The sequence below is a fragment of the Legionella jordanis genome, assembly GCF_900637635.1.
Lineage (GTDB): Bacteria > Pseudomonadota > Gammaproteobacteria > Legionellales > Legionellaceae > Tatlockia > Tatlockia jordanis.
Genome location: NZ_LR134383.1, coordinates 1,796,514 through 1,821,775, shown reverse-complemented (window position 1 = coordinate 1,821,775; position 25,262 = coordinate 1,796,514). Strand labels below are relative to the sequence as shown.

Genomic DNA, 25,262 nt, shown 5'->3' with positions numbered 1-25,262 from the left:
AAATGCTTAATTGGATTATTTTGTTTAAGAATATTCCTGCATTTCAAGAATCTTAAAGGTCATATTTTGCAATTTTCCGTTGGAAGAGCTCAAATTCTACTTTTCAGGAAGCAAAACCTTCTAGCACCATAAAGCCATGGTAAGAATTAGTCTTAGCAATCACAATAGCCAATCTCCCTACAAAACCGCAGTTTTGGATTTAAGTTTAAGAACTGTTGTGCTTAATAATCACAAATCGATGGGTTTAGATGATTTAAAAAAAAATTCTTTTTTCCACCCACTTCTTTCCCATCCAGTACTCTCCTCTAACGGCCATGTCTATGAATACAAAAGTAAGACGACAGAGGATTTGTTAAATACTGCAAAATATATTTATGCGACTTTAATACAGGCAAGTGATCCTAAAAATTGTCATTTTAAAATCAATTCAACGGATGCTAGCGCAGCACTTAAAATAAACTATCGGATCCCCTTATCTCTGGATTCTACAAAAAGAGCTAAAAGATACATATCAATAAATCAATTAAATGGAATCATTTCTGAAGATTCCGGTTTTGACTTTCATTTTTGCGATACATTGCTGATGCAGGATGAATTATCTTTTGCTGATTTACCCCAAGAGGTGAATGGGGATGATTTGTTTATATCTCAACCTGAGATTCTTGGATTTTTCCAGCTGCAGGAAAATTTTCAACGGCTTGAATTACGTTATATTAACCCATTGATTGGTTTTGGCGGGTTTAGCCGAGAAAAAATTAAGAAAAATGAACCTGTCGCTTTTTATTTAGGTGTAAAGACAAAAAAACATGAGCACTCAAAATATTATTATGGACCAGAGCGCGATTGTTTGTTAATGGGGATAGATGCGCAGCAATATGGAAATACTGCGAGATTTTTTAATCATGCACCCAATCCAGAGCCTGGGCAAAACGGTTGTTCTGATTTTCTTAGAGCCAATCTATCGCCTAAACGTTGTTTATTAAATGGCATAGAGCTGGTTCTCTTTACCGCCTCACGAGATATTGTTGAAGGAGAGCAGTTGTTTTTTGATTATGGTTTGTCCTATTACGATAAAGATAATTTTTTTAAATTTAACTTACAAGGAAGATTACTAGATGAGAATCAAAGGCCGATTAAAGGACAAAGATCACAAAAAATGAAGATGATAAGACTCATGGCTCGTCATGGAGTTGAAGAAGCCATGTACGGGCTATTCAAAAGGCCATTAATTGCCTTGGCCGTAGTCATCCTGATTGTTAGCGTCTTGAGGTATGTTTTGTAGCCTGATGGCTGATTAAACTTCCTCTAACACCCCATCAGGCATGGTAACATTCAATTCAAGAACAGAACTGTCACCAAGTCGCTCAAGATTCACACTAACTTGATCTCGGCTGATGCGAATGTATTTCGCAATAACAGCCAAAATCTCTTCCTGCAGCTTGGGTAAATAATCTGGCGTGTTACGTTGTGAGCGCTCATGAGAAATAATGATTTGCAAGCGCTCCTTGGCAACAGAAGCCGTACTATTTCGTTTTCGTAGGTAGCTGAATAGACTCATGCTGGGACATCCTCCTTGGTTTTACCGAATAAGCGGCGCAATAGTCCTTTGCGTTCACTTTGAATAAACCGCATGGGTCTGCTTTCGCCAAGGAAACGTGCAATGGCATCCTGGTAAGCAAGCCCGGCGTCACTGGTTTCATCAAGAACAACCGGTGTTCCTGTATTGGAAGCTTTTAGTACCGCCTTAGACTCAGGAATAACACCGATCAGAGGAATAGCAAGAATTTCTTTGACATCGTCCACAGACAACATTTCTCCTTTTTCAACCCTTTCTGGGTCATAACGGGTAAGGAGTAAATGCTCCTGTACAGGGGGTTGATTTTCAATGGCCCGCTTTGTTTTACTAGCCAGAATACCGAGGATCCTGTCAGAGTCACGTACGGAGGAAACTTCAGGGTTAGTGACCACAATAGCATGATCTGCAAAATACATCGCCATCAATGCACCCGTTTCAATGCCTGCGGGTGAATCGCAAATTATGTATTCAAACTCTTTAGCCAGCTCATTTAATATTTTTTCAACGCCTTCGACCGTAAGTGCATCTTTGTCACGGGTTTGAGAGGCGGGCAAGATGCATAAATCAGGCAGGCGTTTGTCTTTAATCAGCGCTTGATTTAAATTGGCTTCGCCATTAATGACATGAATAAAATCATAAACAACTCGTCGCTCGCAGCCCATAATGATATCTAAATTTCGAAGACCAATGTCAAAGTCAATGACCACGGTCTTATGACCAAGCATAGCCAGGCCTGAAGAAAATGCTGCAGAAGTGGTTGTTTTACCGACTCCACCTTTTCCGGATGTGACGACAATAATTTTAGCCAACGCTGAATCCTTCCTTCTTCATTGAGGAGTTAAATTATTTTCGTTCAGTTTACACGCTATTGTTTATTCTATTCAAGCTTAAAAAGACAGATTTAAGTAAAAATCCATTCTAATTTATCAGTTTGGCCAAGGGATATAATTTCATCGACATTGCCGCTCCACCAGCAATAAATTTCAAAGCAAATTAGAAGTTTTTTTAAGATAAAAGGAGAGGCAAGAATTTGATGTCAAAGAAAAAATTGGACTGTGAATCAATACACAGTCCGGGGATTTTTTTATTGAAAAATGATTTTAATACCAGCCATTAGAGCCACAACAAACAGTGGCATAGCTTCCACAGCCATTGCAAGAGGAGGCTCCACAACAACCACAACCGGCAAGAGCAATTGACGAACCAACTAGTGCTAACAAAAATACTAATTTTTTCATGATAGCATCCTTGCAGATGAGTTATTAATATAAACAAACAGTTATATTTAGATCCAGTTGAAAATCATAATGCTTCATTTTGAGCGTAGTCACCGAATTCATATTTATCAAGTTAGCCCGTAGTAAGTCTGCAATCCTTCAAATTTTTTTCTATAAATAGTATAGGGGCATATAAGGAATTTCATATGAAAAATGACGGTGCAGGCTTAAACCAAATACTAGATACTGCTCTTTCCCTGGCTAGTAAAAATTCCTGGGAAAATTTAAGGCTGTTTGACATTGCCCAGCAACTTGAAATTGGATTACAGGATATACATCGTTATTGTCGTGAAAAGAACGATTTAACGAAGGCTTTTTTTGATCGTGCTGACGACGCCATGTTATCTCGCTCAAAACAAGTTGAGATTGTGCATCTTAGGACGAGTAAACGTTTGCACGCTTTGTTGATGTCCTGGTTTGAAGTGTTGCAACAACATCGAAGCGTAGCAAAACAGATGCTTTGGGCACAACTTGAACCAGGACATTTTCACAGTCAAATTTCAGGAATTTTACGTGTAAGTCGAACAGTTCAATGGTGGTGTGAAGCTGCACAGCGAAGTACGTCTGGTTTTCAACGCCTGATAGAAGAAACCGTCTTGACCACAATTTTTTTAATGACTCTTATGTATTGGTGCTCTGATGACTCTAAAGATGCAATAAATACAAGCCAGTTCTTAGAAAACAGGTTGGATCAAGCAAGTTGTTTATCCACTTGTGGTAAACAGTCTTTGTAAAAGTACAAAACCTTTATTAAATAAATTTGCGATTTCCTATAATGATTGTATAATGTTCGGTTAATTTAATTCCAGGAGTGTGGGTATGTCGCTTTCTATCGTGCAACGAGCACTAACCTTCGATGATGTTTTATTAGTTCCCGCCCACTCAACCGTCCTGCCAAAAGAAGTCTCGTTAAAAACCCGCCTTACCCGTGAAATTACCTTAAATATTCCTTTGCTATCCGCTGCAATGGATACGGTAACAGAAGCCCGTCTGGCGATAGCATTAGCTCAAGAAGGCGGCATAGGCATTATCCATAAAAACATGACGTCTGATGCGCAGGCCAATGAAGTGCGCAAGGTAAAAAAATTTGAAAGCGGAATGGTTAAAGACCCGATTTCTGTCACACCTAAAATGACGGTGAAGGAATTGCTTGAGGTAATGGCCAAACATAATTTTTCGGGTATGCCCGTTATAAATGGTGAACAATTGGTTGGTATTGTTACAAGCCGTGACATCCGTTTTGAAACCAATTTATCTTTGCCGGTAGAAGCCGTGATGACCCCCAAAGACCGTTTAGTTACCGTGAAGGAAGGTGCGAGCCGTGAAGAAATACGAAGTTTATTGCACAAGCATCGCATTGAAAAATTGTTGGTAGTGAATGATTCATTCAATTTACGTGGTTTAATTACGGTTAAAGACATTCAAAAAGCCAAAGAAAATCCCTTCGCTTGCAAGGATAGTTTTGAACAATTACGCGTGGGGGCTGCTGTTGGAGTGGGTGAAGGCACCGAAGAACGTGTAGCTGCCCTGGTTGATGCGGGTGTTGACGTGATCGTAGTGGATACGGCACATGGACATTCTCAAGGTGTTTTAAGCCGGGTAGCCTGGATTAAGAAAAATTATCCAGATGTGCAGGTCATTGGCGGCAATATTGCCACAGCAGAAGCAGCCCTTGATTTAGTGAAAGCAGGTGTCGATGCCGTAAAAGTAGGGATTGGCCCCGGTTCCATTTGCACAACCCGAATTGTAACAGGCGTTGGTGTACCGCAAATTACGGCCATTGCGAATGTGGCTGAGGGTCTGAAAGGCCAAGTGCCTATTATTGCCGATGGTGGAATTCGTTTCTCAGGAGACGTTTGCAAAGCATTGGCTGCTGGTGCCGATACCGTGATGCTCGGTGGCCTGTTTGCTGGAACAGAAGAATCACCCGGTGAAATTGAACTGTATCAAGGTCGTACCTATAAGAGCTATCGCGGTATGGGATCGATTGGTGCGATGACACAGGCGCAGGGATCCAGCGATCGTTATTTCCAGGATGCCAGCCAGGGTAGTGAGAAGCTCGTGCCTGAAGGAATTGAAGGCCGCGTTCCTTATAAGGGTCCTGTGCAAACGATTATCCATCAGCTTATGGGGGGTTTGAGATCCTGTATGGGCTACACGGGTGCTGAAACCATTGAAATGCTTCACGACACGGCTAAATTTGTACAAGTGACTAGCGCGGGCATGCGCGAATCTCATGTTCACGACGTCAACATCACTAAGCAAGCTCCCAATTATCAAATTGACTAGTTTTAAATTATGAAAAATATTAAACAAAAACCCTTGATTATTCTGGATTTTGGTTCTCAATACACTCAATTAATAGCACGAAGAGTCCGCGAAATGGGGGTATATTGTGAAATACATCCTCATAACCTCCCTATTGAAATTCTACAAAAATTAAATCCATGTGGCATTATTCTATCGGGGGGCCCTCAACGGTAACTCTCGAGACAAACCCGAGAGCACCGGAGTGGTTATTTCAATCGGGTTTGCCGCTGTTAGGGATTTGCTATGGAATGCAAACGATGGCTGTACAGCTTGGAGGAGAAGTACAATCTTCCAATATACGTGAATTCGGTTACGCTGAATTGCGTTTGCATGGGCATAGTTCTTTACTTGAAAACATTGAAGATCGAACGACAGAGGATGGCACCGCTTTATTGGATGTCTGGATGAGTCATGGAGACAAAGTGACCCGTCTGCCTCCTGGGTTTGAGGTTATTTGTGAAACCAGGAATGCTCCAATTGCCGGGATGGCCTACGAAGCCAAGCATTGGTATGGTTTGCAGTTTCATCCTGAAGTAACCCACACCTTGCAAGGTTTAAGAATCTTACAACGGTTTGTGATTGATATTTGTCAAGCAGACAACAGCTGGACTGCCGACAACATTATTGAACAAGCCATTCAAACTATTCGTCATCAAGTTGGTGAAGAACAGGTTTTATTAGGTCTTTCAGGAGGGGTAGATTCCTCTGTGGTGGCTGCATTGCTGCATGAGGCAATCGGTTCCCAACTGGTTTGTGTTTTTGTAGATACTGGTCTGCTTCGCTTGCACGAAAGAGAGCAAGTGATGACCATGTTTGGAGAACACATGGGAATAAACATCATCGTTGTTAATGCCGAAGAAAAATTTTTAAATGCTTTAGCCGGCATTACTTGCCCGGAAAAGAAGCGGAAGATTATTGGCCATACTTTTATTGAAATTTTTGACGAAGAGGCTCAGCGATTCCCAAACGCCAAATGGTTAGCCCAAGGTACAATTTATCCTGATGTCATCGAATCAGCTGGAGTGAATAACGGAACTTCCGTAGTCATTAAATCCCATCACAATGTGGGTGGATTACCAGAAACTCTAAACCTTAAATTATTAGAGCCAATTCGGGAACTGTTTAAAGATGAAGTCCGAAAAATCGGGCTGGAATTGGGTTTGCCCTACGACATGGTTTATCGACATCCTTTCCCAGGACCTGGCTTGGGAGTTCGCATTTTAGCTGAGGTAAAGAAAGAATATGCTGAAATTTTACGCCAAGCCGATGCCATCTTTATTGAAGAATTAAAAAATGAGGGCCTATATCATAAAGTGAGTCAGGCCTTTGCTGTGTTTCTTCCTGTAAAAAGTGTCGGGGTCATGGGAGATGGTCGTCGTTACGATTATGTAATCTGTTTAAGGGCTGTAGAAACGATTGATTTTATGACCGCACATTGGGCGCAACTTCCTTGGGATTTTTTGGCGAAGGTATCCAATCGTATTATCAACGAAGTGTCTGGTGTTTCTCGAGTAACCTATGATATTTCCGGAAAACCCCCTGCGACGATTGAATGGGAGTAATTAACCGAGCCAAATACCGTTTAATCTTTTTGAGGCAATGCAACCATCATGAATGATGATGCTTTCTGGATGACCAAAGCTTATGAACTTGCCCTTAAGGCAAAAGAACAGGGTGAAGTCCCGGTGGGTGCTGTTCTTGTTGATGCTGATAATAATCTTTTAGGGTGTGGCTGGAACCAGGTCTTGCGAACGCATGATCCGTGTGCGCATGCTGAACTGATTGCCTTGCGGGAGGCGGCTTTAAATTTAAAAAATTACCGCCTTCTAAATACCACCTTATACGCTACCTTGGAGCCTTGTTCCATGTGCGCAGGAGCTATGGTTCATGCGCGAATTAAAAGGGTTGTCTATGCTGCGCGTGATTTTAAAGCAGGGGCTGCGGGTTCGGTATACAATTTACTCCAAGGCTATCCTTTAAATCATCAGGTACAAATTGATGAAGGTATTATGCAAAGGGATTGTGCTGCTTTGTTGGAGGATTTCTTTAAAAAACGGCGATAATTATTAGATTTTCAGGCTTAATTTATATATCTGAAATTCCCATCAATCAATTAATAACTCACCAAGCAATCGCTCCTTTAATTGATCTTTTTCTGCTGTACTTAGAGCTTTTCCATCTTGATTGCTAATGAAGAACATGTCTTCTACTCTCTCTCCGAATGTTGCGATTTTAGCATTGTGTAAACCAACGCGCATCGTTAAAAAAATACGGCTTATGGTGGCCAAAAGACCTGGCCTGTCTGTAGTAATTAGAAACAGTCTGCTGTGATGTTGAGAATCTTCCCCAAAATGGATTTGGGGCCTTAAATTAAAATGAGCCTGCGTGCGTGAAACGCGTCGTGGGTTGATCCCCGGCAGTTCCTGAGGGGTCATCAATGCGGATTGGAGGGCTTTTTGAATGGTTTCGATTTGATTGTTGTCGAACAAGGTTTGATGTTGTTCGTCGAGAATAATGTAGGTATCAAGGTCGTAGTCATTCTCACAGGTTAAAATTGTGGCCTCTTGAATGGTTGTCTGATAATTGCTCAGCACTGTGGTCGTAATCGTAAAACGCTCATCCATATGCGGCATATAAATCAAAACTTCGGTACCTCCCTGGCTGTGATGAGGCATAATCAGTACTAAAGGGAAATGCTCACAAGTCAATATGGATTTACTGTGCTTGGCTATAATTTCAGCTGGCTCATGGAGAAAATACCTGGCTTTGAAGTTTGACCATAAATTCTCTATGCTGATCTTAGCAAATCCATCGCTGAGAAGAATACGTTTTGCCTGTTGTTTGCGGGAATTGATTAATGCTGTCTCATCCAGTAGATCTTTTTCTGCAATTGCCCTATGGACGGCATGATAAAGCTCTTTTAGTAAGGAATCTCGCCAACTGTTCCACAATTTTATATTGGTGGCGCAGATGTCTGCCACAGTTAGTAGATATAGGTAATCCAAATATTCAGCTTGGGGCAATAGACTTAAGAATTGTTGAATGGTTTTGGGGTCGTAAATATCTTGTCTTTGTGCTGTTTGTGACATGATCAGATGATTTTTCACAAGCCATACCAGTAAATTTCGTTCCTGGTCATCCAAGCCATGGCGAAGGGAAAAGTGATAGGCTTCTTCAGCCCCTAATTCAGAATGATCGCCACCGCGCCCTTTGGCAATGTCGTGAAACAAGGCGGCCAAATACAATACCTCAGGTTTTTTGATAGCAGGCATAAGTTTGGCCGCCAATGAAAATTGTTTGCTGTATTCGGGTTTTAGGAAACGGGCCAGGTTGCGTATTACAAATAAAGTATGTTGATCAACGGTGTAAACGTGAAATAAATCATATTGCATTTGGCCAGTTACCACCGCAAAGCAGTTTAAATATTGACCTAAAACACCATAGCGGTTCATGTGATGCAAGGCTTCATAGGGATCTTCAGCGGTTTTAAAAATGCTCAAAAAACATTGGGTCGCTGCAATGGTATTGCGAAATTTTTCACTGAGTAAGTACAAGTGCTCACGTATAAGACGGATGGTGCTGGCGCGGACACCTTTGATGCTGGGTCGTTTAGCTATCCACAGAAATAGTTCAAGAAGTGCAATTGGTTTTTGACCGATGATGGAGGGATGTTTGACTTCGATGTAGTCATTAACAAGCTGAAAATGATTATCCAAAGGGGTAACTTTTAATTTTTGATTATGAACAATGGCTTCAGAAAACCATTGCAGCAGCATCTCATTGAGCTCTCTTATGCGTTTAATGACTTGAAAATAATTCTTCATGAACTGCTCAACTGCAAGGGAATGAGGTGTATCTTTAAACCCAAACAATTGGGCTAATTTCAATTGATAATCGAAAAGCAGGCGTTCTTCCGGTTTTTCAGCAACCATATGCAATGCAAAACGGATGCGCCAAAGATAGTGCTGACAAAAAATTAATTCTTCGTATTCTTTATTGGTGATGAATCCGCTGGGAATGACTTCAGCCAGTTTGCTGATATTAAAATGACGTTTACTGATGTTTAACAGAATGTGCAAATCGCGTAAGCCACCTGGGCCATTTTTTAAATTCGGTTCCAGGTTATAGGCGGTCTCACCATATTTAATGTAGCGTTGTTGCTGCTCTTGCAGTTTTGCAAAAAAATAGGCTTCACTAGGCCACATATGGAGAGGGTGGATTTGGTACATCAACTCTTCCATTAAAGAGCCACTGCCAACCAGTAGATGCATGTCCAGTAAACTGGAAATTACGCTCAAATCCTTGCTAGCCAAATCCGCGCAAGCGCTGAGAGTAGTAATTTGATGACTGATTTCCAAACCTATATCCCAGGCATCTTGAATAAAGGCTTGGGCTCGCTGAGTATGAATTTTTGATATGGTTTCGTTATGCAAAAGCAATAAATCGACGTCAGAATAAAGTTGCAGTTCTCTACGTCCATAACCCCCTACAGCCAACAAGCAAAATTTATTTCCGAGGTGCAGGTTATTTTTTTGAAAGAGAGTGATTAAAATTCCATCTATAAAATGAACTAATTTGCTTGTAATTGCAGCAATATTCGCGTTTTGACAAAATTCTGCGCAAAGTTCTTCCTTGAACTCTTTAATGGATTGTTTTAATTGGCGATTATCGCTCTTCATTGCGCAAGGTGAGTATTTCGACTCCATCATCAGTCACCAATAAGGTATGCTCCCATTGCGCAGAAAGGCTATGATCTTTGGTTACCACAGTCCAACCGTCTGGCAACAACCGGGTATGATGCTTGCCAATATTTACCATGGGTTCAATGGTAAACGTCATGCCTGGTTTTAATACTTCACCAGTGCCAGGTGTACCATAGTGTAACACTTGAGGATCTTCATGGAATATTCGGCCAATTCCATGGCCGCAGTATTCACGTACGACTGAGCAGCGGTTTTTTTCAGCATGCCTTTGAATGGCATGCCCAATATCTCCCAGGCGCACTCCTGGTTTCACCATTTCAATTCCGATGAATAAACATTCATGTGCAATGTTAACCACGTGCTTCGCTTGAATTGAGGGGGCTCCAATAAAAAACATCTTACTGGTATCCCCATGGAAGCCATCTTTAATAACGGTAACATCGATGTTAATAATGTCACCATTTTTTAAAACCTTTTTCCCTGGTATACCATGACAGACCACATGATTAATTGAAGTGCAAATGGATTTAGGAAAGCCATTGTAATTTAGAGGGGCAGGGATAGCCTTCTGCTCATTTACAATATAGTTATGGCATATATTGTTTAATTCATCGGTGGTTATTCCTTCCTTGACGTAAGGACCAATCATTTCCAAAACTTCAGCTGCAAGTCGTCCAGCGACACGCATTTTTTCAATTTCTTCATTGGTTTTTATAGTTACAGCCATCTGATCAATCCGCAAAAATATAAATATTAGCACAGGCCTGCAAGTCATCGTATAAAATTACGATAATTATTATTATAAGAAATTTTTAAGAACAATTTCTAATTGATTTAGAAATCCTGGGCTTACAATAAGATGTTTAATACTAAATGTGTGTATGTATCAATCGAATTGCAGTTTCGTCTCTTTAAAAAAGTAACCCCCGTCAAGCGGGGGTTTGAGAGTTTAGCATTTGTGGTTTTCACGGTCTTGTTCCCATTGTTGAAGCATTTGCTTGAACTGGGCTTTTTGTTGGTCATTTAACAAGCTATAAACTTGTTGTTTAGCAGTAACCTTTGCCTTCATCATTTGCGCAATCAATTCTTTCTTCTGATCAACTAAACTGTTTAACTTAGCATCATCAAGAGTGTCAGATGTAACCAAATCACGAATTTGAGAGCGGATTGATTTCATTTGCTCACGATTGGCTTGCAGAGTTTGCATCAGTTGACTTTTGATTGCCTGAACCTTGGTTTGTTGAGAAGAATCCAGGTTTAAAGCACTTAACATTTGCTTCATATGATTACCGCAACCACAATGAGAGCCCATTTGATCAGATGGATTGCTCGAAGTGCTTGTGGTCATCGTTTGATCAGGTGTTGAGCCAGTAGTACTAGAGGATGTGGTGGTATCAGAACTAGTAGCAAAAGCCACTTGTCCCATCACAAAAGATAAAACAACGGCAGCTAGCGATATTTTCTTCATTTTACTATCCTTAGTTAAAGTTATTGACTTCCAGCAATGAGTATAGACCGTGATTTTCAAATATATATGAAAATCGTTTAACTATAATAAAAAAAAATAAATTAAAGTCAATGACGTTGCCGAATTTGCCTCATTATGGTATAAATACGGCGCTTTTAACGACACACACGTTTCGTCACATGCGGTGGGGTCTCATTAATGAGTACCGCATGGGAAGCGTGGAGGCTTAACCCTGGAGATTTATATGAATGTTAGTATGCGTGAACTGCTAGAAGCGGGTGCACATTTCGGTCATAGAACCCGATATTGGAATCCAAAAATGGCTCCTTTCATTTTTGGCTCAAGAAACAAAATTCACATCATCAACCTTGAAAAAACCTTACCAATGTTGAGTGACGTCGTCAATTACGTAGGGCGTCTGGCTTCAAACAAAGCTAAGATTCTGTTTGTGGGTACTAAAAGAGCAGCCCAGGACAGCATCCGTGAACATGCAAAACGTTGTGGTATGCCATACGTGGATCATCGTTGGCTGGGTGGAATGTTGACCAACTGGAAAACCGTTCGTCAATCAATTTTTCGCCTGAAAGAATTAAAAGAGATGCGCGAAAGGGGCGATTTTGCTTCAATGATTAAAAAAGAAGCTTTGATGCTTACTCGCGAGCTTGAAAAATTAGAGCGTAGCTTAGGTGGTATCGAGGACATGGGTGGATTACCCGATGCTCTTTTTGTCATTGATGTGGGCTTTGAACACATCGCTGTTGAAGAAGCTCGCCGTCTGAAGATTCCAGTGATTGGTGTGGTAGATACCAATAATAATCCTGATAACATTGACTACATCATTCCAGGCAATGATGACTCCATGCGCGCCGTGGATATTTACGTACGTTGCATTGCTGATGCTATTCTTGATGCGAAGCAAGGCAATACAGTTGGCGGTGTGTCTTCAGATGCTGAATTTGTTGAAGTTCCTGTGAATGATAAAGAAGTAGAAAAAGCGGGTGAATAATTAACTTTTAACGAGAAGGGGCACCTCAAAATCTGTTGGGCGTGTCCCTTTTTGCTATGTGGAGGATTAAGTATGGCGATTAGTGCTTCCTTAGTGATGCAATTGCGTGAACGCACCGGTGCAGGCATGATGGAATGTAAAAAATTCCTGACCATGACCAATGGTGACATTGAGCAAGCGATCATGGAAATGCGTAAGGCAGGTCAGGCCAAGGCTGATAAAAAAGCTGATCGGGTTGCTGCAGAAGGAGTTATTGTTATTGAACGTTCTGCTGATAAACATTCTGCAGTCATTCTTGAAATTAACAGTGAGACCGACTTTGTTGCCCGGGATGAAAATTTCACCAATTTTGCGAAAAAAGTCGGTGAAACGGCATTGTCTTCATCCGCAGCTGATGTTGAAGTCCTGTCACAGGAGACAATAGCTGGGTCTAATACTACTATCGAGCAAACTCGTCAAGAACTGGTTTCAAAGATCGGTGAAAACATCAAGTTGAGACGGATGGAAAGAGTGGTCACCGATGGAGTTATTGGTTATTACTTGCACGGAACACGTATTGGTGTGGTAGTTGCTTTGAAAAATGGCGATGAAGAACTTGCCAAAGACATTGCTATGCATATCGCTGCAAGCCGCCCAATAGTAGTAAGTCGAGACCAGGTTTCTGCAGAAGCAATCGAAAATGAGCGTGAAATTTTTACTGCTCAAGCGAGAGAAAGCGGAAAACCACAAGAAATTATCGATAAAATGATTGAAGGTCGCATCAACAAATTTGTCGATGAAGTGAGCTTGTTGGGTCAACCTTATGTTAAAGATCCCAATAAGAAAGTTGGGCAATTATTGAAAGAAAAGAATGCGGAAGTGTTGTTTTTTACTCGTTTCGAAGTAGGAGAAGGCATTGAGAAGAAAGAAGATAATTTCGTTGAAGAAGTAATGGCCCAGGTTCGTGATTGATGATGAGCGATAAACAACCCCATTTAAAATATAAGCGAATTCTTCTAAAGTACAGCGGTGAAGCATTAATGGGAAAAGTCCAGTTTGGGATTGACCCATCTATTCTTGACCGCATGGCTAAAGATGTGGCCGAACTCATCCAGATGGGTGTGGAAGTGGGCATTGTTATTGGTGGCGGTAATTTGTTTCGGGGTAAAGCTTTGTCTGAAGCTGGACTCGGCCGGGTTACCGGCGATCACATGGGTATGCTTGCCACTGTAATGAACGCATTGGCATTAAGGGATGCGCTGGAGCGAATTGATCTACCAGCACGCATTATGTCTGCAATACCTATTCTTGGTATTGTAGACCCTTATCATCGCAGAAAAGCCATGACTCACTTAAGAAATGGCCATGTGGTTATTTTTGCTGCGGGTACTGGGAACCCATTTTTTACCACTGATTCAGCAGCTTGCTTAAGAGCGATTGAAGTAGGTGCTGATGTTGTCTTAAAGGCAACTAAAGTGGATGGAATTTATTCCGAAGATCCATTCAAGAACCCTCAAGCCATTCGCTATGATTTTCTGACTTATAAACAGGTTTTAAGCGAAGGTTTAGAAGTGATGGATTTAACAGCCATTTGTCTGTGCCAAGATCATAATATGCCTCTCCAGGTATTTGATATGTCGGCTCCAAATGCGCTGAAAAAAATTGTTCTCGGTGAAAGAGTCGGAACCATAGTAGGAGCAAACCATGATCAATGAGATCAAGCAGGACGCTGAAAAGCGAATGAAAAAATCAGTTGAAACGTTGCGACATGATCTGACGAAAATTCGAACCGGTCGTGCTAATGCCAGTTTACTTGATCACGTGCAAGTTGATTATTATGGTAATTTAACTCCCATTAATCAGGTCGCTAATGTTACTGTGAGTGATTCACGTACTATCATGGTTACACCTTGGGAAAAATCCATGGTGGCAGCGGTTGAAAAAGCCATTTTAACTTCTGATCTTGGTTTAAACCCTGCCACGGCTGGGAGTGCCATACGTGTTCCAATGCCACCCTTAACTGAAGAACGCCGCAAGGAAATGATTCGCGTTGTTCGTGGGGAAGGGGAACAAGGGCGCGTCGCAATTCGCAATATTCGCAGAGATGCGAACAATCATTTAAAGGAGCTTGTTAAATCCAAGGAAATTTCTGAGGATGATGAACGACGAGCCAATGAAGTGATTCAAAAATTAACGGATAAATACATTGCCGAAATCGATGAAGTTCTAGTAGAAAAAGAAAAAGATTTAATGGAAATTTAATCGTCTAGCCTCTTCTTAAGCTTTCGGTTCTGAAAAGCCTTGGGAAGAGGCATAGCCTATCCTCGTTCCAGCTGCTCTCCATTATTAGTGCATAAATATTGAGCTTATAATCTGTCCCTTGTAGACCAGGCTGCATTTATTTTTATAGAGTGAAGAAAATCAACTGGAATTAATTCCGTCCATATCCTTCCTGTAATTACAAATTCTAGCCTCAGGATGTCCAATTACCAATTTGGGTGGCTAACTGCGCAAATGGAACCCTTATGTGGCTTTGTGATAACATCCACTTTTTGTTTAATCCTCAAGAATGGTACATTATGTTTTTTGAACAGCCCCAAATCAATCGAGTAGCACATCACCTGGAAGCAACTTTAGCCGAGCTATGCCAGGGAAGTTGGACCTATTATCTTCGTAAATCACAATCTGCTTCACAGATCCATTACCAAAACCATTTAGAAAAAGAAATTGATTTAGAAAAAATCTTCAATACTCCAGAGATTTTCAGAGCAAGAGAGCATTTTTCCCTGGAACCTTCCTTTGATGATGAAGTTCCTGCCTTTGCCTTACTAAATGGCAGTGGAAGATATGTCTATTACAGTGCTCTTCTTGAAGAAGCACGCAAAATAAGAGATGAATTGCGCAAGCAAGATCCTGATTACAACAGCATTATCAACTGTGCGCGAGCAATCAAGGAGTCCTGTGCCGATATAACCGATGTAACGGGAGGCAAAATCCATATGCAAGTAGATAGGATGATGGGCGGCAATTTAGTGGTTGATTTATTCATGGGTGTCATTGGACTCGTGTGTACACCCGTTAAAATGTTAGCAGGGCTTGTTTGTGCAATTCCTTATTGCCTATCCTTTTCTGAATATTGTGGTGGCCCTCAATTCTTCCTTGATACCGCCCTTGAATTATTAGACTCAGTAGGCAAGATCCTTTTCTCGCTGGCATTTCCATTAGCCATGCTTAAATCGGCATATAACACGGGCTCATTCAACCCGCTAACCAAAGGTGAAGTGCAACGCTCAATCGATACGATCATTCGTCTAGCCGATTGCGAGATTAAATTAAATGAAGCAAATGTTGAGAAAACAAGCCCTAGCAATTAATTTAGCCTGTTATCTCGGCAATCTGGCCCCACTTGCTGTCCCAAAATAGTGCATTGAGTTTCTTAGACTGTTTTAGGACAGTGGGTAAAAAATCCACTGGCTCATTTTTAACTGCAAAAACGACAATGTTGGCGGATTTTTTAATAGCTACTGCTAAGGTGTTGTGAAAGTTGTTTTTAATCAGCTGCATTATTGGCCACTGCTCCTCTCGATTGGCCAAATTGATAGCAAGAATGCCTGAATCCAGCAAAATGCGTTTGCAGTGACTAAAAAAGGCTTCATTGTTACATTGCAAGGGAAAATTTTCGGCTTCAAACAAATCCACCAAAACATGCTGAAATTGCTCAGTCGTTTGTTCAACAAATAAGCGCGCATCCTGATGAATTACGTTTAGATTGTAAAGTTGATCCAACATAAAATAACGCTGGGCAATATCAATCACTTCGCAATCATTTTCTACCGCAGTAACTTTAATTTTTCCCAGATAGGGCCATAGTGCATGAGCTACGCCTCCACCACCTAAACCCAACATACAACAAGAGGCTGGTTTAACACGAACAAAAACAGTGAACGGTTTGACATAGTAAAGTTCTGGGCAGTGGGGCATGTAGCGGTTTATAAGGGTTTGCAAAGGCCTGCTGTTAAATTTCAGCCACCGAAACAGGACATTTTGATACACCTGTATCCCAGTTGGAGATTGATAAATGCATTTGCCCCCAAAAGTCTTCCACATAGGGTTTACTTACTCACGTTGGAAAGGATAAATTGAGCCCAAATTCAGCAAAGTGCTTAGCTCATCAAGAGCCGTTAGACATTCATCTATGAATAATGGATCACTTAAATCTTTAAGTTGCAGCTCAGAACGATAGTGACGATTAATCCAATGCTCCAGCTGATTAAGAAGTGCATCATCGATTAAAATGCCCTGATGCATTCTTGTCAGTTCAAGTTCTTGAATGGGGACTCTAAGGCGCAAACAAGCAGGCCCGCCGCCATTTTGCATGCTCTGTTTAAGTTCCAGGTAATAGACCTGGTTAATCGGATTACTTTGATCGGCGATGAGGCTCTCAATAATGAATTTCGTTCTTGGATTTTGCTCACATTCCGCTGGCGCTATGAGAACCATGCCGCGGCTGTTAGGAAGGCTTACCAGCTGGGAATTAAATAAATAGGTATTGACCGCTTCTGCGACACTTAATTCCTGAGAGCGAATCTCAAGAAGGTTAAGCGGAAATTCAAGCTTAGCTTTAAGCTCTGCCAAGATGTGCTTTTGCTCACACCAAGCCTCTTCATGAATCAACAATACAGTTTCATTGGCCACGGCAATGACGTCATTATGGAAAACCCCTTCATCAATAGCCTTTGGATTTTGGCGAGCAAAAATCACTTGCTCCGGGATTAATTGATGAGCCCTTGCAATGGCTTGGGAAGCCTCCAGTGTTTGTCTTGCCGGGTAATTGTTAGGGCCTTTTAATTGATCTCTAAACCCACGTTTACCATAAACCAAAAGAGTAATACCCGGTGTGCCATGGGAACGGCAAATGCGATTATGGTTAGCTGCTCCTTCATCGCTGGTTATTGCAGTCTTTGGAAGAACGGGATGATGCTCAAAGTGCATTGGATCAGCAAAAATTTGCTTTAATAAATCATGAGAAAAATCCGCTTCCTGGTGGCGATGTAAGTTGCTAATCAGATTGGCGGCGGTAAAATGCAGTTTCCCATCCGCACTATCCACGCTTGCTGAAACAGTTGCTGCATTTGCTGCCCACATGCTGGAGGCTGAGTAACAGGCACTTAAGAGTTCAGGCGCAGTTCTTAGGGCTTTTTCAATCTGTTGAGATGGGCTGCCGTGAAAACCCATTTGATGAAGTAGGTGCAAATTTGGACGTTGATGAGGGGGTAACACCCCTTGTTTCAAGCCCAAATTATGCAATAAGCGCATCTTTGCCAATCCTTGCAATGCTGCGCTTTTGGGATCAGACAAGCTCAGAGCATTCATGATTGAAGCAACATTTCCTGGAGACAAACCCGCGTAGTTATGAGTTGGTCCCACCAAACCATCCAAATTGAGTTCGAAAGCAGGCATAATTAATCCAGTATAATTCCAGGGTGCAATGATTTAGGCACGGACAGTTTATCTTGTTCTAGACTGGCTATAGGATAACTGCAATAGTCGGCAGCAAAATAAGCACTAGGCCTATGATTACCGCTGCAACCTACGCCTCCGAATGGAAGACTGCTCAGAGCACCAGTGGTCGGTCTATTCCAATTGATAAGGCCTGCGCGAATGCCATAATAAAACTGCTGGTACTGCCCACTATCTTCGCTTAAAAGACCTGCTGTTAAGCCATAACGGGTTTGATTGGCCATCTGGATTGCTTCTGTTAGTTCTTCGTGGCGATAAATTTGCACAAAAGGAGCAAAAATTTCCTCATCCGGTGCAGTTTGAATCGAAGTCATGTCCACGACTCCTGGTGAAAGAAAACCACTGTTTTCTTTTAGCAAACTCATTTTTAAGATGGGTTTCCCACCCAAGGCCAGCAATTTCTCCTGGGCTTCCAGGTGTTTAAGAGCGTGTTCATGATTAATGACTGGCCCCATAAAGGGTTCTGGGCGATCATTAAAAGTACCGATAGCTAACTGCTGACAAGCTTTGACGTATTGTTGCAAAAACTCATCACCGGTTGAATTATTGATAATAAATAGCCGTCTTGCACAGCTGCAACGTTGTCCTGAGGTAAGCATGGTGGACAAAAGGGTCTGATATACTGCCGCTTTAATATCTTTAATGGCGTCCACAATTAAGGGGTTATTGCCACCCATTTCGAGTGCAAGAATAACTTCTGGCCTACCGGAAAAGTACTGATGAATTGCCTTGCCAGCGCGATAGCTGCCAGTAAAATAAAGACCTTGAATGTCGGTGCTCATGAGACATTGTGCTGTTTTTACCCCACCTTGGACACAGTTGATAACACCGGAAGGTATGCCGCTTTCATGCCAGCATTGAATCATGAATTGCGCTACTGCAGGAGCCAGTTCACTCGGTTTATAAACCACAGTATTACCAGCCAATAGGGCGGGTACAATATGGCCATTGCTTAAATGGGCTGGAAAATTGAAAGCTCCCAAAACGGCAACTACTCCATGAGGTTTATACCTTATATTTGCATTTACTTCACCGCTTTGGAATTTCTTTTCTGCATTTCGTTCCTGATAAGCTTGCACGGATATGCTTATCTTTGTAATGACTGAATTGACTTCTGTCTTTGATTCCCACAGAGGTTTGCCAGTTTCCAATGAAATTAGATAAGCCAATTCATCCTGTTTAGCTTCGACTTCTTTGGCAAAGTTGTCTAAGTATGAGCAACGCTCTGAAACATTCAGCAAAGACCATGGGGAAAGAGCCAAATGAGCTGCTTCGCAGGCTGCAAAAACTTCTTCTGAAGTGGCTTCCCGCCCTTGCCAAACCACGCTTGAATCCACAGGATTTTTGGAATAAAAGGAGTCGCCCTCTCCTGATAGCCAGTGGCCATTAATATAATGCGTAGCATGATGTTTGTTCGTATTCATATTTTTATTTCACTTAGATTTAAGTTTTCCGTGTGTAAAGGGGATAGCCTGAGGTAGTCTCCAGCCCTAAGCTGTAATAGCTCAGCCGTATCCTTACTAATAATGCAGCAGCCTTGCTGGTCATTCACCATGGCTTGACTGAGAGTGGCCTTAAAATCAAGTTTTGTGTTGGATAAGAGAAAGGGTTTTGAGCTGACTTCATCACTGATGCTTTTTAAGTTTAATACACGGCTCATTGCTAGAGTTCTTATCTGATTCGTAGGCGCTTCAATGGTTGGGCCAGCATCAAAAATATCAATGTAATGGTTATAGCGGAACCCTTCACGCATTAAAATATTCATAGCAGGAATGGTGGATTGGTGAGGCCTGCCAATGACTGCCTGAGCTTCAGGAGCTAAGAGTTTTACATAGATGGGACTTCGTGGCATTAAGTCCGCAATAAACTGCTTGTTGGTGGAGGAGGTCAATCTATCTGCCTCTGCAAAGGGCATATGGAAAAAATGCCTACCGACATTGTCCCAAAAGGGTGAGTGTCCCAGCTCGTCTGAGATGCCACGCATTTCAGCAATTACAATCGGGGCAAAGCGGTTGGGAAATTGCGCCATAAACAAAAAACGCGACCGTGACAATAACAAGCCGTTGTTGTTGTGCCGGTAACCAGGTTCGAGAAAAAGGGTACAAATCTCGCTTCGACCTTGATTGTCATTAACTAAATTCAGTATTTCGTAATCGCTGCGTATATTCAATGAATGGCAAATTCGCGTGCGCTTGGATATTTTGTAGGAATAAAAAGGTAATTCATAACCGGTTGAAGCTTCGATTCCTGATGTTCCGACCACTTTACCAGTAGCAGGATCCTCCAGTACAAATAAATAATACTCATTGATGGGATGGTGAACGGATTTTTTAAAGGAGGAGAGTGATAATTTTAAACGCTTTCGTAAAAGGCTTTTATCTTTGGGTAGGGTAGTCATTCCAATACCAGAGTGTAATGCCAATTCTAAAATGGCATCTACATCGTTTTCGCGAACAGGGCGAAGCAACATCATTGTTTTAATTCCTCAAGTCCACCTTGAGATAGGTCGTCTAGCAATAATGCACTAAGTGCAGAGCGTTCAACCAGGCTATCTAATAAAATAAATTCATTGCTGCTATGAATATTACCGCCGCGAACCCCCAAGGTATCTAATACAGCCAAACCGTGTTGGGCAAGATTGTTGCCATCGCAACAGCCGCCGCTGTCTTGCCAATCGAATTGCAAACCCAATTGACTTCCAATTTGTTGAATGCGGGTAAATAAACGTTCGGTCGCCTGATTAATGCGTTTTACTGGGCGTTCAAACGAACCATGTAACGTTAGACTGTAATCAGTGTGCTTAAGTGTATGAATAATTTGGCCAATCTGCTCTCTCACCCAGAGCTCATCAGCCGGTTGGCTAATGCGAACATCCAATTTGGCCACAGCTTTATCGGGTACCACATTTAAGGCTTCACCGCCGGCTATTTTACCGACATTGATGGTGACCCCCTCTTTTAAGCCATTCAATTTGTGGATGGCCGTGATGGCTTCGGCTAAATAGCAAATGGCATTGCGTCCCTGATTAAAAGAACGGCCGGCATGTGCACTTTTTCCTGTCGCAACAAGGGTCAATTTGCCACTACCGCTTCTATTTTTGGCCAGTGTTCCTTGAGCATCCATTGCTGGTTCATAAACCAATCCCACCTGATAGAGAGCTGCAACTTCATCGTATAGGACCTGGGAAGCAGGGGAGCCAAGCTCCTCATCGGCATTAATTATCACATCCCAACCCAATCGGTTTTTGCTCTCCATATGTTCAAAAGCCTTTAAGGCATGCAACATAACGATTAATCCCCCTTTCATATCCGTTACTCCAGGGCCATTGATTTGATGCTCGTTGATATAGCGTGTCTTTTGAAAGGGGTGATCAGCAGCGAAGACGGTATCCATGTGGCCGACTAATAAAACCCGCCGTTCTAGTTCCGGTCGTTTACGAATAAAAAGAGCGTCCCCACAGGGTTGCTGGAAAGTAGTCCCTTCCATGTCCATGACAGAGATGGGTGAAAATTTGCGAACTTGAATCTCATCGGCCAAAGGGGAAAACACCGATCTTAAAGCCGCAAGCATATTTGACAGCCCTTGCAGGTTTTCACTGCCTGTGTTGATTTCACAAAATGCCTGCAATTGTTCAATCATCAGCGACTTGCTGTTCTTAAGGAAGGGCAGCAGATCCTTTCTTACTGTTTCCATGTACGAAAACCCATTCGCAAAGCTTATGACATTAACGGAAAATCAAAAGCTAAGCAACAGCTAAGCAACAGCAAAACTGCTGCTTTCGGTCAGTTTACCCGGATACCTTCGTCGTCGCGTTCCCCTTCTTCATCATTAAGATTCTCTTGAGGATTATTGGCTTGTTTTAACTGCACCAATTGTGCTTTGATGTCTTGGACAATTCCCTCTCTTCCATGTACTCCGGTTTTAAATGTCGCAATACCTGAATGCAACATGGATTGTGCATGGCCAAAAGACAGACCATAAGCCACAATGCCAACCAGCATTTTCATTAAGCCGGCTACAATATGTAAATTTGGAGAACGAATATTGATGCGGTTTGCCAATTTCTCATAAGCTTCTATTTGCTCATGACTGGGTTTTTCTGTCAAAGCGAGATCGCGAGTGCGTACAGTTGCCTCAAGTAAAAGCCGTTTGCCGCTGACCCCAAGATTTTTGTGGGTCTCTATTTCCTGCAAAATCTTCAAACTTTTAACGATTTTAGGATCTTTAGGATTCGCTTTATTGGCCTTTTCCAATTCTTCTAGGCTTTGTTTAATTCTTAAGTCCAGCAATTCCTTTACTCGAGAGTGTGGGCAATTTAAGTCTCGCCAGGCAATCAACCAGGCTTTTTGTGGATTGTCGCGAAGCGCTTCATAATTATTGTTTACATAACTATCAACAGCGTTCCAAATGAGTCTTAGATGGTGATTCATGCCGCGTGCTTTAACCATCGCGGGGGCAGCATGTAATGCACATTCGAATTCTTCGCGAGTCATAGGATTGGCAGTGGTAAAAGATTTCATTAAATTATAATAAGCCGAAGAAACACCACCTCGGTCAATCGCATCCTTACATGAAAAGTTGTAACTTCTAGGGTTTAGTTCTTCAATGATGAAATTGGTTAGTGCAAATTTAATAAAATGAAACCAGACGGCTTGCCTTTGCGCGCTACTCATCCTGTCTTTTTCAGGATCAAATCCTAAGTCCTGAAAACTTTTGGTCAATAATTTCTGAAGTGTTTCCCTTTCCACATCAGCACTGTATAAATCTTTATCTTTAAAAAGACGGGCCCTGATGTTTGAGCTGATGTAGAAATCCTTCACTTCAGAGACGGCTTTCGAGTTCTGATTGGCAATATTGAAAAATTCTTCGAATACTTCTTTGCATTTGTGACTGTCGCGAGTTTTTGAATATTCCCGGCTTTTCATATACCCCTGATCTGCAGGAAGGGTAATCACTGCTATTTTTGGCGGATCGGGGTTTAGAAAATCTCTCGTTTTCTCAAGTTCGTGCAGTTTAAGGGACAGTGCACGCTCCTTCGAACCTTCGATGCCACTTCTGTCGTAACCTAAATTATTAAAATAGATGTGAACAATTCGATCCGTGTTTTCTCTACGTGAGGCGACATCAAGCCATCTCTCAAATAGAGGGCTGACACGCTCTTCTCCATGATGACGCTGGCCTTGAGTGCCAAAACGGTATTCACGGCGGCTATTGTCCTGATACTCATATTTACGCACAGTTGCCAAACTGGTCGTGTGTTGAGGTTTGAAATCATCCGATAAAGTGGCTGATAATCGTCCAAATAAGGAACCTGCCTGCGCAGGCGATTGAGCATGTTTGTTTACGTTTTCGCCTTCATCTTGCAGAGATTTAGTGATGGACGATTCAATTTCGGTATCAACAGGGGCATGGCGTAGAGGAATCGATTTTATCGCTGCAAAGGTTTGCGGTAAAATGTTATTGTCATTGTCATAAATGGAAAATATAAAGTCATCCAGTTCCTGAATTTGCTGCTCAATGTCAGCCACATCGCCCAAACTCCTAGTATATAATCGGACAAAATCGTTTTTGTCGGAAAGTGGCTGGTTAGAAATCACTAATTCTTTGTTTCGTTCAAGATTCCTTCGGCGTTGGTCATAAATTTTATCAATTTTACTTTCTACTTCGCTAAAGAAGGCGGTATACAAATCGGCATAGGGATAATTTTCATCGTATTGACTTTGGCTCATCACTGCGCTGAGCGCGGTTTTCAACTCTTTTGAGAAGGTGTCCATCACATAAGGAGTTAATGCAAGTTGCTTAAGATATGAATAACAGTTTTTATTGTGAACTCTATCACTTGTCATTTTTATTATTTCTGCAGTGCTGCTAGCCATCTATACTTCTCTCTTGTATTGGATATCTAAAATTGTAGTACTCTATCCTTAACGAATTATGATATAAGCCAAATGGACATACAAATTGTTCTTAGTAAAACATAGGTTTAAGTGGATAATGAATTTGGTGCATTCTCTTGTTCAAAACGCACATCCTGAGTGGCATGCGATATTAACCAATGCCTTAAAAAATGTGGATAATGACTATCTTTTGTTACTGGAGCAAGATAAAAGTTGGCTGCCGGGAATTGATAAACTGTTTGCAGCATTTAGTTTGCCTTTAAGTGAAACCAAATACATTTTAATTGGCGAGTCGCCTTACCCACGTTCCCACTCTGCAAATGGTTATGCTTTTTGGGATAAAGCAGTCAATTCCTTGTGGTGCGAAACAGGCCTAAGCAAAGAAGTGAATCGAGCTACTTCATTAAGAAACTGGATAAAAACTTTATTGGTTGCTCGCGGTGATTTACAAGGGGATTTGTCACAAGCCGCTATTGCTAAACTTGATAAATCAACTTTTTGTCAAACCAGCGAAGAATTCTTTCAATCTTTAATGAAAAAGGGATTTTTATTGCTGAATGCGTCTCTTGTGTTCAGCAAGGGAAAGGTAAATTTTCATGCGCGGCACTGGAAGCCTTTTATGAATAGCTTGTTTGATCAATTGATTGTGTGCAAACCCTCTTTGCAATTACTTCTTTTTGGTCGCATCGCCAAAGACATACCTCAGGCCAATGGTTTTACTTGCTTAATTGCCGAACATCCTTACAATTTAAGTTTTATTCATAATCCACAAGTATTGGCCTTCTTTAAACCCTTGGATTTGCTAAATCGTCATGAACCATAAATTAAACGTTGATTCCGAAGAAATCGCTAAATTTTCCCAGTATGCTCAAGTGTGGTGGGATAAAGACGGCCCATTAAAAACATTGCATGACATTAACCCAGCCAGAATTGCATTTATTTTAAAAACCTGCCCCTTGGCAAACAAACAGGTGCTGGATGTTGGCTGTGGGGGAGGCATTTTGACTGAGGCCATGGCCAGCCAGGATGCAACAGTTACCGGGCTTGATTTATCCGAAGAGGCTTTGTCAGCAGCCAGAGAACATGCTTTAAGCAAACATCTAACAATCAACTACGTTTGTTCAGCTATTGAAGATTACGATGAAGCTCAGTTTGATGTCATTACTTGTATGGAGATGCTTGAGCATGTACCGCAGCCTGAGGTAATCATCAATCATTGCGCAAGGCTATTAAGACCTGGAGGATATCTGTTTCTTTCAACGATTAACCGCACGTTCAAAGCTTACACTTCTGTCATTTTGGCGGCAGAATACTTGTTGGGCATTTTACCCAGACAGACACATGATTTTGAAAAGTTTGTGAAGCCTAGCGAGTTGGCCCAAATGGCTCGTGCAGCTGGATTGGAAATGCTTAAGGTTTCAGGAATGAGTTATAATCCCTTTAGCCGAAGCGCTGACTTGCGGGTCTCTGTTGATGTTAACTATTTACTTTGCTGCCGCAAACCCGATGATGTCAACAGCATTTAA

The 25,262-nt window shown here is 41.7% G+C and carries 23 protein-coding genes and 1 pseudogene; 12 read left to right on the top strand and 12 right to left on the bottom strand.

Annotated elements, in window-relative coordinates; all coding sequences use genetic code 11:
- Window positions 1-136 precede the first annotated feature (136 nt).
- On the top strand, window positions 137-1,282 hold the full coding sequence (locus EL203_RS08080; RefSeq protein WP_058470803.1) for an SET domain-containing protein-lysine N-methyltransferase: 1,146 nt from the start codon (window positions 137-139) through the stop codon (window positions 1,280-1,282).
- A 12-nt stretch (window positions 1,283-1,294) separates the two neighbouring features.
- Here the strand turns inward: EL203_RS08080 and minE are convergent, their stop codons facing one another.
- From minE to EL203_RS14395, 3 genes are all read right to left on the bottom strand, one after another.
- Window positions 1,295-1,558, bottom strand: a complete 264-nt coding sequence (minE, locus tag EL203_RS08075) for a cell division topological specificity factor MinE (RefSeq protein WP_058470804.1) — start codon at window positions 1,556-1,558, stop codon at window positions 1,295-1,297.
- Window positions 1,555-2,385, bottom strand: coding sequence for a septum site-determining protein MinD (minD, locus tag EL203_RS08070; RefSeq protein WP_058470805.1), 831 nt, complete (start codon window positions 2,383-2,385; stop codon window positions 1,555-1,557). The genes minE and minD overlap by 4 nt, the downstream gene beginning before the upstream one ends.
- A gap of 291 nt (window positions 2,386-2,676) precedes the next feature.
- Window positions 2,677-2,814, bottom strand: a complete 138-nt coding sequence (locus EL203_RS14395) for a hypothetical protein (protein ID WP_165481222.1) — start codon at window positions 2,812-2,814, stop codon at window positions 2,677-2,679.
- Window positions 2,815-2,999: 185 nt separating this feature from the next.
- On the opposite strand from EL203_RS14395, the gene EL203_RS08065 reads away from it, so the two are divergent.
- From EL203_RS08065 to tadA, 4 genes and pseudogenes are all read left to right on the top strand, one after another.
- Window positions 3,000-3,587 (top strand): ubiquinone biosynthesis protein COQ9, encoded by a 588-nt coding sequence (locus EL203_RS08065; RefSeq protein WP_058470806.1) that lies wholly within the window; start codon window positions 3,000-3,002, stop codon window positions 3,585-3,587.
- Window positions 3,588-3,672: 85 nt separating this feature from the next.
- Window positions 3,673-5,142, top strand: coding sequence for an IMP dehydrogenase (gene guaB, locus EL203_RS08060; RefSeq protein WP_058470807.1), 1,470 nt, complete (start codon window positions 3,673-3,675; stop codon window positions 5,140-5,142).
- Between the two features lie 9 nt (window positions 5,143-5,151).
- Window positions 5,152-6,725 (top strand): annotated as a pseudogene (guaA, locus tag EL203_RS08055) (glutamine-hydrolyzing GMP synthase).
- A 48-nt stretch (window positions 6,726-6,773) separates the two neighbouring features.
- The gene (gene tadA / locus EL203_RS08050) at window positions 6,774-7,226 is read left to right on the top strand and encodes a tRNA adenosine(34) deaminase TadA (RefSeq protein ID WP_058470809.1); all 453 of its coding nucleotides are present in this window, start codon (window positions 6,774-6,776) and stop codon (window positions 7,224-7,226) included.
- 42 nt (window positions 7,227-7,268) lie between these two features.
- Here the strand turns inward: tadA and glnD are convergent, their stop codons facing one another.
- The 3 genes from glnD to EL203_RS08035 form a co-directional block, all read right to left on the bottom strand.
- Window positions 7,269-9,842: a [protein-PII] uridylyltransferase gene (glnD, locus tag EL203_RS08045; RefSeq protein ID WP_082647152.1), complete on the bottom strand. Its 2,574-nt coding sequence runs from the start codon at window positions 9,840-9,842 to the stop codon at window positions 7,269-7,271.
- Complete coding sequence (map, locus tag EL203_RS08040; RefSeq protein ID WP_058470811.1) at window positions 9,829-10,593, bottom strand: type I methionyl aminopeptidase; 765 nt, start codon at window positions 10,591-10,593, stop codon at window positions 9,829-9,831. Before map ends, glnD begins: the two co-directional genes overlap by 14 nt.
- Window positions 10,594-10,815: 222 nt before the next feature.
- Window positions 10,816-11,334 carry a Spy/CpxP family protein refolding chaperone gene (locus EL203_RS08035; RefSeq protein WP_058470812.1) on the bottom strand — a complete coding sequence of 173 codons (519 nt, stop codon included), beginning with the start codon at window positions 11,332-11,334 and terminating at the stop codon, window positions 10,816-10,818.
- 244 nt (window positions 11,335-11,578) lie between these two features.
- Between EL203_RS08035 and rpsB the strand changes: the two genes are divergently transcribed.
- The 5 genes from rpsB (at window position 11,579) to EL203_RS08010 (ending at window position 15,693) form a co-directional block, all read left to right on the top strand.
- Complete coding sequence (rpsB, locus tag EL203_RS08030) at window positions 11,579-12,340, top strand: 30S ribosomal protein S2 (RefSeq protein WP_058470813.1); 762 nt, start codon at window positions 11,579-11,581, stop codon at window positions 12,338-12,340.
- Window positions 12,341-12,412: 72 nt separating this feature from the next.
- The gene (tsf, locus tag EL203_RS08025) at window positions 12,413-13,291 is read left to right on the top strand and encodes a translation elongation factor Ts (protein ID WP_058470814.1); all 879 of its coding nucleotides are present in this window, start codon (window positions 12,413-12,415) and stop codon (window positions 13,289-13,291) included.
- Window positions 13,291-14,034: a UMP kinase gene (gene pyrH, locus EL203_RS08020; RefSeq protein ID WP_058470815.1), complete on the top strand. Its 744-nt coding sequence runs from the start codon at window positions 13,291-13,293 to the stop codon at window positions 14,032-14,034. The genes tsf and pyrH overlap by 1 nt, the downstream gene beginning before the upstream one ends.
- Complete coding sequence (gene frr / locus EL203_RS08015) at window positions 14,024-14,581, top strand: ribosome recycling factor (RefSeq protein WP_058470816.1); 558 nt, start codon at window positions 14,024-14,026, stop codon at window positions 14,579-14,581. The genes pyrH and frr overlap by 11 nt, the downstream gene beginning before the upstream one ends.
- A gap of 263 nt (window positions 14,582-14,844) precedes the next feature.
- On the top strand, window positions 14,845-15,693 hold the full coding sequence (locus EL203_RS08010) for a hypothetical protein (protein WP_058470817.1): 849 nt from the start codon (window positions 14,845-14,847) through the stop codon (window positions 15,691-15,693).
- A gap of 1 nt (window position 15,694) precedes the next feature.
- On the opposite strand, the gene EL203_RS08005 is transcribed toward EL203_RS08010, so the two are convergent.
- The 6 genes from EL203_RS08005 to EL203_RS07980 form a co-directional block, all read right to left on the bottom strand.
- Window positions 15,695-16,426, bottom strand: a complete 732-nt coding sequence (locus tag EL203_RS08005) for a spermidine synthase (protein ID WP_058470818.1) — start codon at window positions 16,424-16,426, stop codon at window positions 15,695-15,697.
- 9 nt (window positions 16,427-16,435) lie between these two features.
- Entirely contained in the window at window positions 16,436-17,779 is a 1,344-nt protein-coding gene (gene astB / locus EL203_RS08000; protein ID WP_058470819.1) for an N-succinylarginine dihydrolase, read from the bottom strand.
- Window positions 17,780-17,781: 2 nt separating this feature from the next.
- Complete coding sequence (gene astD, locus EL203_RS07995) at window positions 17,782-19,263, bottom strand: succinylglutamate-semialdehyde dehydrogenase (RefSeq protein ID WP_058470820.1); 1,482 nt, start codon at window positions 19,261-19,263, stop codon at window positions 17,782-17,784.
- Window positions 19,260-20,312, bottom strand: coding sequence for an arginine N-succinyltransferase (locus EL203_RS07990; protein WP_058470821.1), 1,053 nt, complete (start codon window positions 20,310-20,312; stop codon window positions 19,260-19,262). Before EL203_RS07990 ends, astD begins: the two co-directional genes overlap by 4 nt.
- Window positions 20,309-21,532 (bottom strand): hydrolase, encoded by a 1,224-nt coding sequence (locus EL203_RS07985; protein WP_082647153.1) that lies wholly within the window; start codon window positions 21,530-21,532, stop codon window positions 20,309-20,311. Before EL203_RS07985 ends, EL203_RS07990 begins: the two co-directional genes overlap by 4 nt.
- Before the next feature lie 89 nt (window positions 21,533-21,621).
- On the bottom strand, window positions 21,622-23,715 hold the full coding sequence (locus EL203_RS07980) for a hypothetical protein (RefSeq protein WP_058470823.1): 2,094 nt from the start codon (window positions 23,713-23,715) through the stop codon (window positions 21,622-21,624).
- Window positions 23,716-23,839: 124 nt separating this feature from the next.
- On the opposite strand from EL203_RS07980, the gene EL203_RS07975 reads away from it, so the two are divergent.
- A complete protein-coding gene (locus tag EL203_RS07975; RefSeq protein WP_183145712.1) occupies window positions 23,840-24,559 on the top strand; it encodes a uracil-DNA glycosylase family protein in 720 nt (239 codons plus the stop codon).
- Window positions 24,549-25,262: a bifunctional 2-polyprenyl-6-hydroxyphenol methylase/3-demethylubiquinol 3-O-methyltransferase UbiG gene (ubiG, locus tag EL203_RS07970; protein WP_058470825.1), complete on the top strand. Its 714-nt coding sequence runs from the start codon at window positions 24,549-24,551 to the stop codon at window positions 25,260-25,262. Before EL203_RS07975 ends, ubiG begins: the two co-directional genes overlap by 11 nt.

Excerpts from the sequence above, each read along its gene's own strand:
- EL203_RS08080 (WP_058470803.1), top strand. The coding sequence starts at position 137 with ATGGTAAGAATTAGTCTTAGCAATCACAATAGCCAATCTCCCTACAAA.
- minE (WP_058470804.1), bottom strand. The coding sequence starts at position 1,558 with ATGAGTCTATTCAGCTACCTACGAAAACGAAATAGTACGGCTTCTGTT.
- EL203_RS14395 (WP_165481222.1), bottom strand. The coding sequence starts at position 2,814 with ATGAAAAAATTAGTATTTTTGTTAGCACTAGTTGGTTCGTCAATTGCT.
- EL203_RS08065 (WP_058470806.1), top strand. The coding sequence starts at position 3,000 with ATGAAAAATGACGGTGCAGGCTTAAACCAAATACTAGATACTGCTCTT.
- guaB (WP_058470807.1), top strand. The coding sequence starts at position 3,673 with ATGTCGCTTTCTATCGTGCAACGAGCACTAACCTTCGATGATGTTTTA.
- tadA (WP_058470809.1), top strand. The coding sequence starts at position 6,774 with ATGAATGATGATGCTTTCTGGATGACCAAAGCTTATGAACTTGCCCTT.
- glnD (WP_082647152.1), bottom strand. The coding sequence starts at position 9,842 with ATGAAGAGCGATAATCGCCAATTAAAACAATCCATTAAAGAGTTCAAG.
- map (WP_058470811.1), bottom strand. The coding sequence starts at position 10,593 with ATGGCTGTAACTATAAAAACCAATGAAGAAATTGAAAAAATGCGTGTC.
- EL203_RS08035 (WP_058470812.1), bottom strand. The coding sequence starts at position 11,334 with ATGAAGAAAATATCGCTAGCTGCCGTTGTTTTATCTTTTGTGATGGGA.
- rpsB (WP_058470813.1), top strand. The coding sequence starts at position 11,579 with ATGAATGTTAGTATGCGTGAACTGCTAGAAGCGGGTGCACATTTCGGT.
- tsf (WP_058470814.1), top strand. The coding sequence starts at position 12,413 with ATGGCGATTAGTGCTTCCTTAGTGATGCAATTGCGTGAACGCACCGGT.
- pyrH (WP_058470815.1), top strand. The coding sequence starts at position 13,291 with ATGATGAGCGATAAACAACCCCATTTAAAATATAAGCGAATTCTTCTA.
- frr (WP_058470816.1), top strand. The coding sequence starts at position 14,024 with ATGATCAATGAGATCAAGCAGGACGCTGAAAAGCGAATGAAAAAATCA.
- EL203_RS08010 (WP_058470817.1), top strand. The coding sequence starts at position 14,845 with ATGTGGCTTTGTGATAACATCCACTTTTTGTTTAATCCTCAAGAATGG.
- EL203_RS08005 (WP_058470818.1), bottom strand. The coding sequence starts at position 16,426 with ATGTGGAAGACTTTTGGGGGCAAATGCATTTATCAATCTCCAACTGGG.
- astB (WP_058470819.1), bottom strand. The coding sequence starts at position 17,779 with ATGCCTGCTTTCGAACTCAATTTGGATGGTTTGGTGGGACCAACTCAT.
- astD (WP_058470820.1), bottom strand. The coding sequence starts at position 19,263 with ATGAATACGAACAAACATCATGCTACGCATTATATTAATGGCCACTGG.
- EL203_RS07990 (WP_058470821.1), bottom strand. The coding sequence starts at position 20,312 with ATGATGTTGCTTCGCCCTGTTCGCGAAAACGATGTAGATGCCATTTTA.
- EL203_RS07985 (WP_082647153.1), bottom strand. The coding sequence starts at position 21,532 with ATGGAAACAGTAAGAAAGGATCTGCTGCCCTTCCTTAAGAACAGCAAG.
- EL203_RS07980 (WP_058470823.1), bottom strand. The coding sequence starts at position 23,715 with ATGGCTAGCAGCACTGCAGAAATAATAAAAATGACAAGTGATAGAGTT.
- ubiG (WP_058470825.1), top strand. The coding sequence starts at position 24,549 with ATGAACCATAAATTAAACGTTGATTCCGAAGAAATCGCTAAATTTTCC.